We start from the raw sequence: 15,399 nt of genomic DNA, 5'->3' as shown, positions 1-15,399 counted from the left end.
TCATGTTTATAAAACCATTAATTCATCAACAGGACTTTCTCACGGCCTTTCCCGTCATGAAACAATTAAGGCCACACTTAGAGGATGAACAACAGTTTATTGAAAAAATACAACGTATGCAGATGCAGGACTATGTCTTAGTGGCTATGATAGAAGCAGACGAAATCATTGGCTTAGCAGGGTATCGAATACAAGAAAATCTGCTTTATGGTCGATTTCTTTATGTCGACGACTTAGTCGTCACAGAATCTCATAGGTCATCTGGCTGCGGAGCGCGTTTATTACATGCAGTAATGGAAATAGCAAAACAACAGAACTGTCATGAATTTGTTTTAGATACCGGTTTATCTATGGCGCTTGCTCAAAAATTTTATTTTCGTCAGGGTTTACTGACGCAAGCCATACGTTTCAGAAACGAACTCAGTCAACTTGTATGAATATATTACTTATTAGAACTAGCAATCGAGCATTATCTATCAGTAATAAACTGGCGGATAAGGTTTTACAGACCTGTCAGGAGACAGCTCACACTGTACCGAATGTGCAAATCTTAAATGTTTATGATTTGCCTCATATTGATAAAGACTATGCCGAAAGCCTGCGATCTCGTCATGATAATGATGATGCTAACTCAGCCAGTCTTCTTTTATCTGATGCACTTATTCAGCAATTGGTCTCTGCTGATGTCGTTATCATTGCAACGCCTATGCATAATTTTACGGTTCCCTCTTGTCTGAAAGCCTGGATAGATCATGTTGTCAGAATAGGGAAAACCTTTACCGCCACACCGGAAGGAAAAATAGGAACCCTGATAGATCGTCCCGTTTATATCGCTGTATCTGCAGGCGGATTGCTTGATGGAAGACAACCGGATTTTTTGCAAAATTACCTGCAAACAATATTTGAAACCATCGGTATTAATTCACTGAAATTTTTTGTTATTCAAGGTAGCGTCATGGGTGAAAACCATCTTGAGCAAGAGTGGCTCAGTATCAAGCAAAAAATCGACGCACATTTCCACCAAAATAAGTCTCTATAGACATTTACATAATTTAACCATGACTTAACTTCCTGATTGTTATAACTCATCATGACATCACGGTTAGCTAAGCTGTTAATAGATAGCCGTGATGTCTAGCTTCTTTTTCACTTTCACGTAAGTGGATACCAATAATCAGGAGGTAGATATGAAGCGATTAATACCTATTATTTTGGCATCATCAATGATGTCGGGTGTCGCAGTCGCCGACAATAATACCGTTAATGCCGCGATTGGCGGTGGTATCGGAGGCGCGGTAGGTGCGGCGGTAGGCCATGAAATGGGTGGTCAAAATGGCGCTATTTTAGGCGCAGCAATTGGTGGCGCTGTTGGTTCAGCCGTCACTACTCAGGTCTCATCAAACCGTTACCGTGTTGATGGCCATCACCATCATCATAACGATCACTACGACAAAAAATACTGGAAATACAAACAAAAAATGGCACGTTTAGATGCCAAATATCACAAAGATAAAGCACGTGAATATCGGAAATATCACAAAGCTGTAGAGCATCAACATAGAAAATACGAACACCACCATGACTATTATCACGGTCGTTATTAATTACTCTGTAGAAAGAAACAAAAAAGCCCCGTTAATCGGGGCTTTTTTATTAAGACCTAACCAGATTATTTAAGTCGAGCCAGAATCGTATTAAAAGTGTTACTTGGACGCATAATGCTATTCATCATCTCATCGTCAGGCATGTAGTAGCCGCCCATATCAACAGCTTTACCCTGCACTGCATTCAGTTCACTCACAATCTTGGTTTCGTTTTCTATCAGTGTTTTAGCAATGGGTGTAAATACCGCTTTTAACTCTGCATTAGCTGTTTGCTCAGCCAGTGCTTCAGCCCAGTACATCGCTAAATAGAAATGACTGCCACGATTATCTAATTCACCGGTTTTCTCCTTGGGCGATTTATTTTCCTGTAGCAATTTGCCTGTGGCAGCATCCAGCGTATCGGCTAAGACTTTGGCTTTGGCATTATCTTGGGTATTGGCAAGATGTTCCAGTGAGGCGGCCAGTGCCATTAATTCGCCCAAGGAATCCCAGCTCAGATGGTTTTCATCAATCAACTGATCTAATAGCTTTGGTGCAGTACCACCGGCACCGGTTTCAAATAAACCACCACCTTGCATGAGTGGCACGACCGATAACATCTTCGCCGATGTCCCTAATTCCAGAATTGGGAATAAATCGGTGTTGTAGTCACGTAACACATTGCCGGTCACAGAAATGGTGTCTTTACCAGCACGTATTCTATCTAAAGAAAGTTGTGTTGCTACCACAGGATTCAAGATTCGAATATCTAATCCAGCCGTATCATGCTCTGGTAAATAATCATTTACCTTTTTAATCAATTCAGCATCATGTGCCCGGTTTTCATCCAACCAGAAGATCGCAGGCGTATCCGATAAACGGGCGCGACTCACGGCTAATTTCACCCAGTCACGAATTGGCTCATCTTTGGTCTGACACATACGGAAGATGTCGCCTGCTTCCACATCAAACTCAAACACGGTCTCAGCCTGTTGGTTGGTAACAATAATTTTGCCATCAGCTTTCGCCTGGAAGGTTTTATCATGAGAGCCATATTCTTCGGCTTTTTGTGCCATCAGGCCCACATTAGGCACGGTGCCCATGGTCACCGGATCCAAAGCCCCTTTTTGTTTGCAGTCATCAACGACTGTTTTGTAAACACCGGCATAACAACGATCCGGAATCATCGCTAAGGTATCTTGCTGCTGGCCTTGTTTATTCCACATTTTGCCGCCGGCACGGATCATCGCTGGAATAGATGCATCCACAATCACATCAGATGGCACATGGAAATTAGTAATGCCTTTATTCGAGTCCACCATCGCCACATCAGGCTGGCTGGCATAAACCGCTTCAATATCCGCTTCCACCGCTTTTCTGGTTTCGTCATCAACATTGGCCAGGCGGCTGTATAAATCACCTAAACCATTATTGAAGTCCACACCCAGCTCATCAAACAGATCGCTGTGTTTTTCAATGAGGTCTTTAAAAAACACTTTGACGGCAAAACCAAACATCAACGGATCAGAGACCTTCATCATGGTGGCTTTTAAATGCAGAGACAGCAGTACGTTTTCTTGTTTTGCTTTTGCAATAGCATCGGCATAAAACGCTTGTAGACTTTTTGCACGCATCCGCGTGGCGTCTACGACTTCACCTGCCAATACTGGAATCGATTTTTTGAGAACAGTTTCATTACCTGCTTTATCAATAAAGCTCACTTTGAAGTCGTCGGCCTGTGCAGAGGTGACTGATAATTCACTGCCATAAAAATCATCCGCATCCATATGTGCAATGTCTGTGGCTGAATCCGACTTCCACTCCCCCATGCTATGCGGATTTTTACGCGCATAGTTTTTGACTGCCGCGGGTGCACGACGATCAGAGTTACCTTCACGCAATACCGGGTTTACTGCTGAACCTAATACTTTGGCATAACGATCTTTAATGGCTTGTTCTTCTGGGTTTTTAGGCGCTTCAGGGTAATCAGGCAGGTCGTAACCCTTAGATTTTAACTCTGCAATCGCATTTTTTAATTGGGGTACGGAAGCAGAGATATTGGGCAACTTGATGATGTTGGTGGCCGGGTCCTGAGTTAAGGCCCCTAATTGTGACAAGTGGTCTGGAATGCGTTGTTCGTCGGTTAGATTATCTGGAAAGTTAGCAATGATACGTCCTGCAAGTGAAATATCCCGGCTTTCGATATCAATATTCGCATCGGCAGTAAAAGCACGAATAATCGGCAACAATGAATAGGTTGCTGATGCAGGTGATTCATCAACTTTGGTATAAATAATTTTCGACATTCTAAACCCTTAAAAATACGTGATTTTGAATTGCAAGCTCACAAACCGATGTGCTCACACAACCCGCGTCGGCATAGCAACAGTATGTATGTTGAAATATGAATGGCATTTCGACTATTGCGTTAATCAACGACCATCAATGGCACGATGTTGATTCAGAGATTCTGTAACGCAGGGTTTCCATAATTTGGATGACACACTTTATCATATCTTCATTGGCGCTATACATCACTTAGCCATGATAAAAAGTGTTAAATGGGTTTAATCTGTTAAACGAAAGTTAACCGGCACCACGACGCTAAATGATTTGCCTGATAAGTTACCACGCACAGGCAAAGCCTTGACGGCTTTTTCCACCATCTCATGTGCCGCCTTGTCGAGTACCGTATGCCCGCTGCCCTGTCCGACAACGGAAATGCCAACCATCCGACCTTTTTCAAAACGCACACTGACCATCACCGTGCCTTCAAGATGACGACGAATCGCTAATTGCGGATAGTTTTTATTTTTGGACACCATGGCATATAGCAGCTGCCCATAGCCTTTCCACGCCGTATTTCTATCGACATCCGCCGTACCCCCCTGATTTTTCTCATCAGTATTGCTGCCGCTACCCGTGGCATTGGTATTCGAGCTATTCTCGCTGCTTGCCACAGAACTTGTCGAAGGTTGTGCTGACGTATCCGTACTCGGCGCCTCTACGACCTCCGTCGATGTCTCAATCGGTTCCACCTTTTCAGCAACCTTGGGTTTCAACACGGGTTTATCTTGCTTCGGCTTCTCTACCTTTTTAGGTTTCTCTGGTTTGGGCTTAGGCTTTTCAACCTTTTTTGGTTCCGGTTTTGGTTTGGGCTTTTCGACTTTCTTAGGTTCGGGTTTCGGCTCCACTTTTTTGGGCTCAGGCATCACTTCTTCGACTGGCTCAACTTCGGGGGGCTGTTCAATCACCACCATATCATCCGGTTCAGGTGGTGTGTCATCCTTGGCGATAAGGATCTTTTTTTTAGTTTCCGGTGGTTTTACCGGGGCGACAGGCTCAGGCGGTGGTTCGGGTTCAACCACCTCCTCTTCAACCATCGGTTCCAGCTGACTGACTTGCACGGTAATACGCACAGGCGCTGCCGGCGGCGAATGTTCAATGGTCGGCATAAATAACAAAATCAAAACGAGATGAATCAATACTGCCCATAAAAAACCAGGCAGCCATCGCTCTGAACCGACAGACTGGTTTGATGAAAAATCGGTCACCCAGGTCGTCATATTACGGCTTCACACGGCTAGTTTTGACTGGCATTAACTATCAGACTCCGGCTGCATCACAAAGGTAAACTTACTGATGCCGGCACGCTGGATCGCTGCCATGACTTTAGCTACTGTGCCGTATTCTGCTTTTTCATCAGCAAAAATCTCAACGCTGGTATCCACGTTTTGTGCGGCTTCATTCAGAGCGACATCCAATTGTTCCGGACTGACCGGATCATCACTAAAATACATAGTGCCGTCGGCTGTTATGCTGATATTGATCGACTCAGGCTGAGTCAGGGTTAAGTCAGAGCTCGCTTTGGGTAGATTAACCGGCACCGAGTTCATCAATAAAGGGGCTGTGACGATAAAAACAGTCAGCAACACCAACATCACGTCCACTAAGGGCGTCACATTGATTTCACTCATCATATTGTCATCACCGCCAGTATTCATCGCCATAGCAGACTTCCTCTATTACTCATGGGTATCGTTTTCGTACCTGATAAAACAGGTAGAACAGAAACACGACTGTTAATCGTGTTTGATACGGGATTTAAGCACCAACAGATGAAATGCAGACGCAAAGTTATCCATGGTGGCAGCAGATAATCTGACTTTTCGTAAAAAGTAGTTGTAGGCGAGAACGGCAGGCACAGCCGTGGCAATACCAATCGCCGTTGCGATCAGCGCTTCCCCTATCGGACCAGCGACGACATCAAGACTGGCCGAGCCCATCGCCGTAATACTTTTTAATGCATTCATAATGCCCCATACCGTGCCGAATAAACCGATAAAAGGTGCTGTGGAGCCGACACTGGCCAGAATAGATAAGCCATTTTCCATACGGGTTTGTTCAGCATGCGCCTGTTGTTTCAGGGAATGCATCAACATTTCACGTTTATCATCAGGCGCGACAGAATTCGCTAGATATTGCCATGAAACCAGTTCATCCAATCCGGCCTGGCAGACTCTGGCAAGACGCCCTTTTGTTGAAGACATCACCGCCAGTAGATCCTGAATATCACGCGCTTTTGAAAAAACAGCCAAAAACTCTCGGTCAAACCGGCTGTTACGATAAAACGCCAAGTATTTGCTAATACCTACTGACCAGATAATCACAGACAAAATAACAAGAAAGATAAGTACCGCATCAACAATATCTGGAACTGCATCCATAAAAACCACTTTCCTTAGAATTCAATATTACAAGCAATGACGTACTAAAAACTTCAGCAGATCATTCGCGAACGAGCATCCTTTTGTTGTGCTCTTACTCTCTATGCCAATCGAAAATGAAAAAGTGACAATTTATTTACACTTTTTTTGCAAAAACACGTTTTTAACACGCCCTTGGTGACCAGCTATCTTGTTATTTACTGTGATCGGAAACGAGATGCCACATGTTCAAGATCATCAAATACCAGCGTGCCTGCCGCTTTTTTAAAGTTGAGGTAACTCTGAAGATAGTTATAACGGGCCAGCAATAAATCTGCTTTGGCTTCAAATAACTGACTTTCCGCATTAAGCACATCCACATTGGTACGGGTGCCGCCTTTGATGCTTTTTTTGGTCGCGTGAACCAACATTTCAGCCGAGTTGACCGCCGTTCTGTAGGCTTTTAGTTTGCGTTTGGCATTGGACACCAGATTAAACTGCTGCTGTAATTCCAGTGTTACCTTGTTCGCCGTCTCATCAAACTGTTCTTTGGCTTTATATAAATTAGCTTGTGACTGACGCACGCGCGCCGATGTCGCACCACCTGAAAAAATCGGTACTGTCACTTGCAAACCAACAGAACGGATGGTGGATTCCTGGTTATACGTATTGGTGGTATCAGAGGTATTGTTATTCCAGCTGGCAACTGCATCCAGCTTTGGCAAATGTCCGGCCTGACTGCGTTTTAGCTCCTGCTGTGCCACCTCAACGGCATAACGTTGAATGCTTAATTCGATATTATTTTGTAACGCTATCGCTTCCCACTCGGCTAAATCATCAGTTTGCAGTGGCAGCAGCGTAAAGTTATCCAATAAGGGATCAATGCTTTCTGTTGTTCTGCCCAGGATTTGATCCAAGGCAGCCTGAGCATCACTAACGTTATCCCTGGCTTCCACAATATCGGCTTCAGCCAAATCGTATCGGGCTTGTGATTCCAGAATATCGGTCTTGGTGCCTTCACCGTGTTTATACATATACAGATTGGCTTGCATCTGTTCTTCATAGGCCGCTTTTTTACGTTCAGACAGTGACAACATATCTTTGGCGTATAAAACAGCAGCGTAGCGGTTAAAGACACGTAAAATCAGTTCCTGATCACGAATGGCAAACTCCTGTTCACTCATTGATGTTTGTGCCACCCCTTGTTTATAACGGGCATAAGCATCAAAGTTAATCAATGGCTGCCGTAGCTGAACCGCAGCGGATTCACTGGCATATTCACGTTTTTCAGTTCGGCTGAATAAACTATTCTGATACTCAATATCCGCATGATTACGAAACCGTGAATAACTGGCAGTGACCATCGGTAATAAATTGGCCCGACCTAATGTTTTGTATTCCTTACCTGCCTGATACGCCTGATAAGCGGCCTTAAAGGTCGGATCATTAGCCCGTGCCAACGTATACGCTTCCACCAAATCTAATGCCTGTGCCTGATGGATACATAACGCCCCCATTACAGCAAGGTAAACAGCTTGTCTCCATAACGTCATATTCACTACTCTTCGGTCATGGACAGTTTCAGACGATCAATAAACGGCTTGAGCAGATAATTCATCATGGTTCGCTCACCGGTTTTAACAAACATTTCTACCGGCATACCCGGTTTCACAGTGAGATCCGGCATCATCTCTATACCTTCAGGCGAGACCTTGGCAATCAACTGGTAATAGGGCTCACCGGTTATTTCATCAATCAAACGATCAGCCGATATCTGGGTGACTTCACCCGGTACATGCGGCGTCAGGTTTCGATTAAAGGCGGTAAACATTAACTCTACCGGCAAACCGGCACGCACTTTATCAATTAAATGTACTGGCAGTTGCCCTTCGACAACTAAGGAATCTTCGCTGGGCACGATGTCCATCATTTTAAATCCGGGAGCAACTACCGCCCCTTCAGTGAATACCTTGAGTCCGACCACAATGCCAGAGGCAGGTGCTCGCACCAGCACCTTTTCTAAGTCATAGTCCAGACCGGTTAACTGACTGCCCAAAGCATCGACTTGTCTTTGTACCTCTGACAGCTGCTCCCTGACTTGCTCTTTATATTCCTGCTCGCGACGTAAGCGGCTTAGTTTGAGTTCACTGACCTGACTCTGAGCACGGGCAATATTGCCAATATCTTCTGAAATAGTGGCATTGATTTGTGCCGCGGTTTGCTCCAGTTCCAATAGACGATTACGGGCCACATAACCTTCTTTTTCCAACTCGCGGATGCCTTCGAGCTGTTCGTTAATATAGGTCAGTTGCTCTTCTTTATTTTTACGTGAAGCTTGTAAACCTTTGGTTTGTGAGATTAAGCCATTAATGTTTTCACTGATGGCCGATAACTCACTTTTTAAGGTATTGCGGCGTGAGAAAAACACTTCTTTTTGCGTTTCCAGATAGCTCGTCACCCTTGGGTTATCTGATATTTCAGCTAGCATTGCTGGAAATTCAATCTTGTCCTTATCATCTCGCTCAGCAATCAATCGGGCCTCAGTGGCTTTGGCGATGTAATATTGCACCCGGTTGGTTTCAGCATTGGCCTTCGCCTGAACATTGTTCATTCTGACCAAGACATCACCGGCTTTCACCACCGAGCCCTCTTTGACCAGAATGGCATCAACCGTGCCGCCATCCTGATACTGCACGGCCTTTTTATTGGTAGCGACAGAGACTTTGCCATTTAACGGGACGCCCTTGTCTAAAGGTGCCAGTAAAGCCCAGACTAAAAAACCACCAAATCCAGCCAGTACGATTAACCAGCCCATCCGGGTGTATTTTTGGATATCGGTACTGATGGTTTGACTCACGGCCTCGGGCTGTTGATGACGAGATTCAGACTGTGTTGTACTCATAGATTCGCTCATAGTTATGCTGCCGATGTTGCTTTTGCCGGGGTACTTTTATTTTTCTGTTTATTAGCCAGTGTCGCCATCACCTCTTTGGTCGGACCGAACAGTTGTGCAGTGCCATCGACTAACAGCAGTAACTTGCTGGTTGCCGCTAAAGCATTAGAACGATGGGTAATCATCACAATGGTTTTTCCACGTTGTTGCAGACGTTTTATCGTATTAATCAGCGCCTGCTCACCGGTTTCATCCAGATTAGAATTCGGTTCATCCAGCACCAATAAGGAAGGATCGTCATAAATTGCACGTGCCAGCCCCAGACGCTGCTTTTGACCACCTGAAAGACCAGCACCATCGTCGCCGAGTCGGGTGTCATAGCCCTCTGGCAATCGTAAAATCATGTCGTGCACACCCGCCTGCTGGGCTGCTGAAATCACCTTACTGGGATTCACTTCACCAAAACGGGCAATATTTTCACTGACAGTGCCAGCAAACAGTTCGATGTTTTGTGGTAAGTAACCGATATATGGGCCAAGCTCATGTTTATTCCACTGAAAAATATCAGCCGAATCGAGGCGGACATGTCCCGCTGCCGTGGATGCAATGCCAACCAATGCTCGTGCCAATGTCGACTTACCTGCACCACTGGGACCAATAATGCCAAGCACATCCCCGGGGGCGATAGAAAAGCTGACATTTCTCAGTGTTGGCACTGTTCCACCCGCCGGAATTACCGTGATGGCCTCTACCGTCACCAGACCTTTGGGTTTGGGCAAAGGCATATTCACCTCACGGGCAGGGTTTGCCGTCAGTAGTTCATTAATCCGACCATAGGCACTTTTCGCCCCGCTCCAGGTTTTCCAGACACTCATCAGTTGCTCGACAGGAGTCAGTGCACGGCCCATTAAAATCGAGGCCACAATCATCATGCCTGGGGTGATTTTATCTTCTAGCACCAATAACCCCCCGAGCCCGAGAATAAGTGACTGCAATGACAATCTGACAAAACGGCTGATGGCAGAAATGACGCCTGACTTTTCACTGGCATCGCCCTGTAATAATAAAAAACGACATTGCAGTTTGTACCAACGTGACATCAGGTTGGGCAGCATGCCCATCGCTTCAATCACTTCTGCATTACGTAAATTATTGGTCGCCAGATTATTCGCTGCGATGGACGCTTCATTCGCTTCTGATAAAGGCTTTTTAGATAAACGTTCATTAGCAATAGCCAAGGCAATCAATGCTAATGAACCAAACAAGGCAAAGAAGCCCAGCGAGGTATCAAACAGAAAGATGATAAACAGATAAATGGGAAACCACGGCGCATCAAAAAAGGCGAATAAGGCATTGCCGCTCATAAACTGGCGGATACTGGTCAGGTCTTGCAGAAACTGGCCGGCATTGACACCGGCTCTTTTCAAACTCTGTTCAAATGCCGCGGTGTACACCCGTTTATTCAGCATCATATCGAGCTTGGCAGACACCCGGATCAACACAAAACTACGTACAAACTCCAGACCGCCCAGCACTAGATAAGCACCCACCACCATCACGGTCAGCATTAATAAAGTCGACTCATTACGACTGGTCAGCACTCGATCATAGACCTGCAACATATACAGCGACGGCGTCAGCATCAGAATATTCAAAATAGCACTGAAAATCCCCACCGTAATAAACACGGATTTAAAGGCGAGCAACGACTCGGCGATTTCATTCTTTGTAGTTTTAAGCGGCTTCTTCACCATGGTCACCTTCATTTTTGTTGCGTGTTGTCAGAGGGTTTGCCTCTTATGAGCGATAGTCTTCTACGTAGACAAAAAACCATTCAGCGTAATATTCCTTATCCTCAAACTCCTGGTAGATAGGCCGAAAATTTTTCTGCTTGAAGGGTTTATCACCGGACAGACTATTAATGCCCATCACCCCGCCACTGGGGGCGACAACAATGCCCCAGCCTTCCCGTTGTGTCATAGGATCGATATAAAGCTTTCTCAGATAACGTTGTGGTGTAGGAAACCTGTCGTCATATAACAAGGCTTCCAAATTGGGCGGATACTGTTTCACTACGCCCGGTGTGGCGTTGTAATAACGACCAATGGCTTTACGGATGGTGTCACCGACTTTTAATAATTCCTGTTCCCGCTGACGCTGAACCACATCACTCCAACGGGCACTTGCCTGGGTTAACACGTAACCGGCAATCACCAGCAAACACAGCATGCCAAGCAAGATAAAACCTTGTTGCTTACCACTCGGCATACGGGGTTCCTTCCGAGGAGATCAACTCCGAGCCGCTATAGACATTGGCAATATCGCCTTCGTAATAACTGTCTTTGGGTGGTGTAAATACCCATGTGTCACGTCGTTCAGTAATGGGGTCTACCGGCACTTCACGTAAATAACGCCCTTCAACCAGTTGCTCAAGGGTGTCCGGATAGGCATTTCTGTCGGCAAAATATTGGTCAATCGCACTACGCATGACGATCAAATCATGACGTAGCACTTTTTCTTTTGAACGATCTATAGAGGCGAAATAACGTGGCGCCACCAGACTCAATAAAATGGCGATAATGGTTAATACCACTAATATTTCCACTAAGGTAAAGCCTTTATTCGTCTTCATTACCATTCCTTGTATGGCTGTTGATTAATACCCATTCCATTGGATAGTGAGTACACGTCGTACACATCATCACCGGCAGATTTATCCTCAAACGAACTTTCGTAACTACGTAATCCCCAGGTTTCGGCATTACTTAAACTGGGATCACTGGCAAACGGATCACGTGGAATACGTCTAAGGAAATAGATCTTTTTGTGTTCCGGATCTTGTGCATCTTCGACACCATCCACCAGCATTTGCAGGCTTTCCGGATAGCCCGAGGCGTCATCAGAGAGTTCAATTCGTCCGTCATCCACCGCTTGTTTATAGGCGTCAATCGCATCGCGTATTTGCCAGAGCGCCCGCTTTAGTTCCTGCTCTTTATTACGTTGAGCACTGAGTTGCACTAAAGGCGCTGCGGAGCTGACAATCAGCGCTAATAAAGTGAGCGCCACTAACAACTCAATTAATGTGAAACCCTGCTGTTTTCTGTTTCCAGGCATCTTGATTACATGCCTCCATAGCTATCTTTTTGCAGGATTTGATCAGCAAACTCCTGAGCTGTTTTGGCGTTATCGCGTTGCTTTTCGTCATCTGTGGGCACCACAGGCGGTGGCGCTGAAGAGTAAGCAGGTTGATACGCAGGCTGAGGCTGTGGCATGCCTCCATACTGACCCTGCCCATTTTTCGCAGAATGGTTAATCCCAGATGGGAAAGCGGTATACACCGAGTTTGCCGGCACAATGTTATGCAGAATGCGTGGGGTAATTAATAAGACAATCTCGTTTTTCTGTCTGTCTTTATTCTTATCGGTGAAGAAACGACCAATAAAGGGCAAACCCGATAAACCTGGTACTTTGTAGTCGGTATTGGTCTCATCATCTTTGAATAACCCTGCCAGAATCTGCGTTTCACCATCTTTTAAAGACAAGGTGGTATCAGCATTACGGCTACCAATCGAATAGGCCACCACGCCACTACTGGAGGTAATTTGGTCAATGATATTACTGACTTCCAGTTTGACCTTAATCGAGACTTGATTCTGAATCAGGATAGTCGGTTCCACTTCCAGTTTGATGCCCACCTCAATGTAACTGACCGACTGGGAAACAAAGCCCGTTGAATTCGACACACTGGTTAATACCGGCACTTTATCGCCAACATGGATCTTGGCTTTATCACGGTTTTTCACTCGTATTTTCGGGTTGGCTAATAGATTGGTATCGGTGTCTTTTTGCATCAGGTTTAATGCCAGCACCGGATCGGTCACCGTGAACACCCCCATGCCGGAATTAAATTCTTTCAGCTCGGCCAATGTCAGCCGCCCATCGACATCATCTTCACCACGCACACCCAGCGCAGCCGAGGTAGGATAACGAATGCCAATCTCTTCCAGATTACGGCGATTGACTTCCATCACCTCCACTTCCAGCATCACTTCTGGTTCAACCAGATCCTGAGAAGCAATCAGTTTTTCAGCGGTTTTTATCGACTCCAGACTGTCTCGCATCACCAGCGTATTCAGCTTTTCATCAACGTAGACATCTTCCACTTTTAATACCGTTTGCAGCAAAGCCAGGGCTTGTTTGGCATCCATATTGTTCAGGTAAAAGCTGCGTACATATAACTCTTCGTATTCCTGACTACGGCTTAATGGATAAATCAGAATGGTGTTTTCATTCAGGATTTTTTTACCCAGTTGATTTGTCGTCAGAATGGTGTCAATCGCTTCTTTGATAGGCGTATCACGCAGCATAATGCTGGTTTGCATGGCATCGCTGAGTTCACGGTCAAAGGTGAAATTTAAATCCCCTGCTTTGCCGATATACTCAAAAACCGATTTGATAGGAGCATTGTTAAATTCCAGACTGACCGACTTTTTAAATGCCGATTTGATGTGTGGCACCGTAGTGACTTTCTCAATGGCCTGCTCATCGAGCTTTTCAAATAACTGTCTGGCCGCTTCATTGGTTGAATCTTCCGCCAGCACCACACGCACTAAGCTACGAGCAGTATCAAAGTCCTGTTTGGCAAATGCCTGTTCAGCACTTTGTATGATGGTTTCGTGTTTTTGGGCACTCGCCACTTTTTTCAATCCATTTAGGGCGCGTTGATTTTCGGGTGCCAGTGCCAACACCTGATTAAAGGTTTTCTCAGCCACTAATGGTTGATGATTATCCAGTGCCGTATGAGCGGACTGTAACAGCCCGGCGATTTTCATCTCCTGCTGCAGTTTTAAGGTATTGCGATATTCCGGGTTAAGCGGGTATTGCGTGGTTAACTGTTTTAATTTGGCAATGCCTTCATCCACCTGTCCATAAGCAATCAATCGTTTTGCAGCGATAAACTCGGCATCGGTGTATTGCTGCTGTTGCGTCTCCTGCATACTGCTACAGCTTTGCAAACACGCTAAAGCCACCAGCAATGCCGAACGTCTTATTATCCGTAACCTTTTTTGATCCCTAGCTATTCTCAAAGTACTGCTCCAATTTCAACACGAATCTGTGTCTGTGTTGGTAAGTTGAGTAAAATCATTTCAGTTGAATGAATCGCTTTCACCTGCCACACCTTTTCCAGCGTATCGCCTGCCCGCACAACGTAGTTTTCACGTCCATTGGTCAGGAATACGCGCATTTCTCCATCTTCAATCAGCTTGCCTACATAGGTGTATGGGTTAACAGGGGGGGCAGGTGGTCTCGGTGCCACGGCAATGGGCTGGCTTTCCTGCTTTGCCTGAGGCAATGCAAATAAATCAACCGGTACATCAATGATTTTTTTTCGTAAGGTAAAACGGCTGTTGTTATCCGCCTGGGCAACAACGAATGTCTCTTGCGTCTGAACGGCTTGTTTCTGAATCTGTTGTGTCTGTTCGCTTTGTGTTTGTACATGATCAGGGGCTACCACAACGACTTCGGTCATATCGTTATCTGGCTCATTCTGCAGTTCAACAAACACCACCAAAAGCAATGTCAGTGCTAAACCCACCCACACCAAATTGTCTTTCAGCTTCTGCATCAGTGTTTACCATCCGCTTTGGTGTAGAGCACAAACTCGATATTGGCTTTCACCTGCTCGCTACGCATATCGTCACGTTTAAAATTAATATGGCTCAGCGCTATGCTTTGCTGACGGTTCATGATCTCCGTCACCACATTTCTAATCGTTGGATAGGCACCTTCCAAAGGAAATTTGATGTGATAAAGCACCATGCTTGATTGCGGGACTTCGCGTGTTGAGTAATCAGAACGGTTCAGTTTTAAGCCATGCTGTTCAATCACCGTTAATACATCAGCGATGTTTTGATTGGCCTGTGTTTGCTCAGGCAAGGCCTGATAAAAACGTTGTGTGATCTGAGTGGATCGTGGTTCAGGTTGAATATCGACAGGAGTATGTTGAGCCAAATCATCAATGGTTAATCGCAGTTTTTCTGCCTGCTCATTATTAGCCTGAATCATCATTGAAATCACGATACTGACCAGCAACAAAACAACAGCAGTATTACCTTGCCAGCCCCACTGACGAAGCTGGTAAAGCAGCCATTGTCCGTAATGTTCCATCATGACTTTTTGCATCAAAGCTCTACCCACGTCACTAATAACTCAAACT

Annotated in this window: 16 protein-coding genes; 3 read left to right on the top strand and 13 right to left on the bottom strand. The window is 45.4% G+C overall.

The window, feature by feature from the left end; translation table 11 throughout:
* Positions 1 to 2 precede the first annotated feature (2 nt).
* The 3 genes from QQL60_RS04710 (at position 3) to QQL60_RS04700 (ending at position 1,604) form a co-directional block, all read left to right on the top strand.
* Complete coding sequence (locus QQL60_RS04710; RefSeq protein WP_284722575.1) at positions 3 to 437, top strand: GNAT family N-acetyltransferase; 435 nt, start codon at positions 3 to 5, stop codon at positions 435 to 437.
* Complete coding sequence (locus tag QQL60_RS04705) at positions 434 to 1,039, top strand: FMN-dependent NADH-azoreductase (RefSeq protein WP_284722574.1); 606 nt, start codon at positions 434 to 436, stop codon at positions 1,037 to 1,039. The genes QQL60_RS04710 and QQL60_RS04705 overlap by 4 nt, the downstream gene beginning before the upstream one ends.
* Before the next feature lie 148 nt (positions 1,040 to 1,187).
* The gene (locus QQL60_RS04700) at positions 1,188 to 1,604 is read left to right on the top strand and encodes a YMGG-like glycine zipper-containing protein (RefSeq protein WP_284722573.1); all 417 of its coding nucleotides are present in this window, start codon (positions 1,188 to 1,190) and stop codon (positions 1,602 to 1,604) included.
* A gap of 65 nt (positions 1,605 to 1,669) precedes the next feature.
* Here the strand turns inward: QQL60_RS04700 and QQL60_RS04695 are convergent, their stop codons facing one another.
* The 13 genes from QQL60_RS04695 to QQL60_RS04635 all read right to left on the bottom strand — a co-directional run bounded on the left by QQL60_RS04695 (position 1,670) and on the right by QQL60_RS04635 (position 15,365).
* Complete coding sequence (locus QQL60_RS04695) at positions 1,670 to 3,889, bottom strand: NADP-dependent isocitrate dehydrogenase (protein WP_284722572.1); 2,220 nt, start codon at positions 3,887 to 3,889, stop codon at positions 1,670 to 1,672.
* Positions 3,890 to 4,150: 261 nt separating this feature from the next.
* The gene (locus QQL60_RS04690) at positions 4,151 to 5,149 is read right to left on the bottom strand and encodes an energy transducer TonB (RefSeq protein WP_284722571.1); all 999 of its coding nucleotides are present in this window, start codon (positions 5,147 to 5,149) and stop codon (positions 4,151 to 4,153) included.
* A 33-nt stretch (positions 5,150 to 5,182) separates the two neighbouring features.
* Positions 5,183 to 5,593 (bottom strand): ExbD/TolR family protein, encoded by a 411-nt coding sequence (locus QQL60_RS04685; protein WP_273181432.1) that lies wholly within the window; start codon positions 5,591 to 5,593, stop codon positions 5,183 to 5,185.
* A gap of 72 nt (positions 5,594 to 5,665) precedes the next feature.
* Entirely contained in the window at positions 5,666 to 6,310 is a 645-nt protein-coding gene (locus QQL60_RS04680; protein ID WP_284451906.1) for a MotA/TolQ/ExbB proton channel family protein, read from the bottom strand.
* A 197-nt stretch (positions 6,311 to 6,507) separates the two neighbouring features.
* Entirely contained in the window at positions 6,508 to 7,842 is a 1,335-nt protein-coding gene (locus QQL60_RS04675; RefSeq protein ID WP_284451907.1) for a TolC family outer membrane protein, read from the bottom strand.
* 5 nt (positions 7,843 to 7,847) lie between these two features.
* Entirely contained in the window at positions 7,848 to 9,191 is a 1,344-nt protein-coding gene (locus QQL60_RS04670) for an HlyD family type I secretion periplasmic adaptor subunit (RefSeq protein WP_284451908.1), read from the bottom strand.
* A gap of 14 nt (positions 9,192 to 9,205) precedes the next feature.
* Positions 9,206 to 10,936 (bottom strand): type I secretion system permease/ATPase, encoded by a 1,731-nt coding sequence (locus QQL60_RS04665; RefSeq protein WP_284451909.1) that lies wholly within the window; start codon positions 10,934 to 10,936, stop codon positions 9,206 to 9,208.
* Between the two features lie 43 nt (positions 10,937 to 10,979).
* Complete coding sequence (locus QQL60_RS04660; protein WP_284451910.1) at positions 10,980 to 11,450, bottom strand: type II secretion system protein; 471 nt, start codon at positions 11,448 to 11,450, stop codon at positions 10,980 to 10,982.
* Positions 11,437 to 11,814, bottom strand: coding sequence for a type II secretion system protein (locus QQL60_RS04655; protein WP_284451911.1), 378 nt, complete (start codon positions 11,812 to 11,814; stop codon positions 11,437 to 11,439). Before QQL60_RS04655 ends, QQL60_RS04660 begins: the two co-directional genes overlap by 14 nt.
* Positions 11,814 to 12,296 (bottom strand): type II secretion system protein, encoded by a 483-nt coding sequence (locus QQL60_RS04650; protein WP_284451912.1) that lies wholly within the window; start codon positions 12,294 to 12,296, stop codon positions 11,814 to 11,816. Before QQL60_RS04650 ends, QQL60_RS04655 begins: the two co-directional genes overlap by 1 nt.
* Before the next feature lie 5 nt (positions 12,297 to 12,301).
* Positions 12,302 to 14,179, bottom strand: a complete 1,878-nt coding sequence (locus tag QQL60_RS04645; protein WP_284722570.1) for a type II and III secretion system protein — start codon at positions 14,177 to 14,179, stop codon at positions 12,302 to 12,304.
* 86 nt (positions 14,180 to 14,265) lie between these two features.
* Complete coding sequence (locus QQL60_RS04640; RefSeq protein WP_284722569.1) at positions 14,266 to 14,808, bottom strand: hypothetical protein; 543 nt, start codon at positions 14,806 to 14,808, stop codon at positions 14,266 to 14,268.
* Positions 14,808 to 15,365 carry a hypothetical protein gene (locus QQL60_RS04635; protein ID WP_284722568.1) on the bottom strand — a complete coding sequence of 186 codons (558 nt, stop codon included), beginning with the start codon at positions 15,363 to 15,365 and terminating at the stop codon, positions 14,808 to 14,810. Before QQL60_RS04635 ends, QQL60_RS04640 begins: the two co-directional genes overlap by 1 nt.
* Positions 15,366 to 15,399: the final 34 nt, after the last annotated feature.

Source organism: Methylophaga thalassica (assembly GCF_030159795.1).
Taxonomy (GTDB): Bacteria; Pseudomonadota; Gammaproteobacteria; order Nitrosococcales; family Methylophagaceae; genus Methylophaga; species Methylophaga thalassica.
This window is presented reverse-complemented; position numbering and strand designations above follow the sequence as displayed.

What these genes read in the sequence shown, in the direction of transcription:
- QQL60_RS04710 (WP_284722575.1), top strand. Translation starts at nt 3, where the DNA reads ATGTTTATAAAACCATTAATTCATCAACAGGACTTTCTCACGGCCTTT.
- QQL60_RS04705 (WP_284722574.1), top strand. Translation starts at nt 434, where the DNA reads ATGAATATATTACTTATTAGAACTAGCAATCGAGCATTATCTATCAGT.
- QQL60_RS04700 (WP_284722573.1), top strand. Translation starts at nt 1,188, where the DNA reads ATGAAGCGATTAATACCTATTATTTTGGCATCATCAATGATGTCGGGT.
- QQL60_RS04695 (WP_284722572.1), bottom strand. Translation starts at nt 3,889, where the DNA reads ATGTCGAAAATTATTTATACCAAAGTTGATGAATCACCTGCATCAGCA.
- QQL60_RS04690 (WP_284722571.1), bottom strand. Translation starts at nt 5,149, where the DNA reads ATGACGACCTGGGTGACCGATTTTTCATCAAACCAGTCTGTCGGTTCA.
- QQL60_RS04685 (WP_273181432.1), bottom strand. Translation starts at nt 5,593, where the DNA reads ATGGCGATGAATACTGGCGGTGATGACAATATGATGAGTGAAATCAAT.
- QQL60_RS04680 (WP_284451906.1), bottom strand. Translation starts at nt 6,310, where the DNA reads ATGGATGCAGTTCCAGATATTGTTGATGCGGTACTTATCTTTCTTGTT.
- QQL60_RS04675 (WP_284451907.1), bottom strand. Translation starts at nt 7,842, where the DNA reads ATGACGTTATGGAGACAAGCTGTTTACCTTGCTGTAATGGGGGCGTTA.
- QQL60_RS04670 (WP_284451908.1), bottom strand. Translation starts at nt 9,191, where the DNA reads ATGAGTACAACACAGTCTGAATCTCGTCATCAACAGCCCGAGGCCGTG.
- QQL60_RS04665 (WP_284451909.1), bottom strand. Translation starts at nt 10,936, where the DNA reads ATGGTGAAGAAGCCGCTTAAAACTACAAAGAATGAAATCGCCGAGTCG.
- QQL60_RS04660 (WP_284451910.1), bottom strand. Translation starts at nt 11,450, where the DNA reads ATGCCGAGTGGTAAGCAACAAGGTTTTATCTTGCTTGGCATGCTGTGT.
- QQL60_RS04655 (WP_284451911.1), bottom strand. Translation starts at nt 11,814, where the DNA reads ATGAAGACGAATAAAGGCTTTACCTTAGTGGAAATATTAGTGGTATTA.
- QQL60_RS04650 (WP_284451912.1), bottom strand. Translation starts at nt 12,296, where the DNA reads ATGCCTGGAAACAGAAAACAGCAGGGTTTCACATTAATTGAGTTGTTA.
- QQL60_RS04645 (WP_284722570.1), bottom strand. Translation starts at nt 14,179, where the DNA reads ATGCAGGAGACGCAACAGCAGCAATACACCGATGCCGAGTTTATCGCT.
- QQL60_RS04640 (WP_284722569.1), bottom strand. Translation starts at nt 14,808, where the DNA reads ATGCAGAAGCTGAAAGACAATTTGGTGTGGGTGGGTTTAGCACTGACA.
- QQL60_RS04635 (WP_284722568.1), bottom strand. Translation starts at nt 15,365, where the DNA reads ATGCAAAAAGTCATGATGGAACATTACGGACAATGGCTGCTTTACCAG.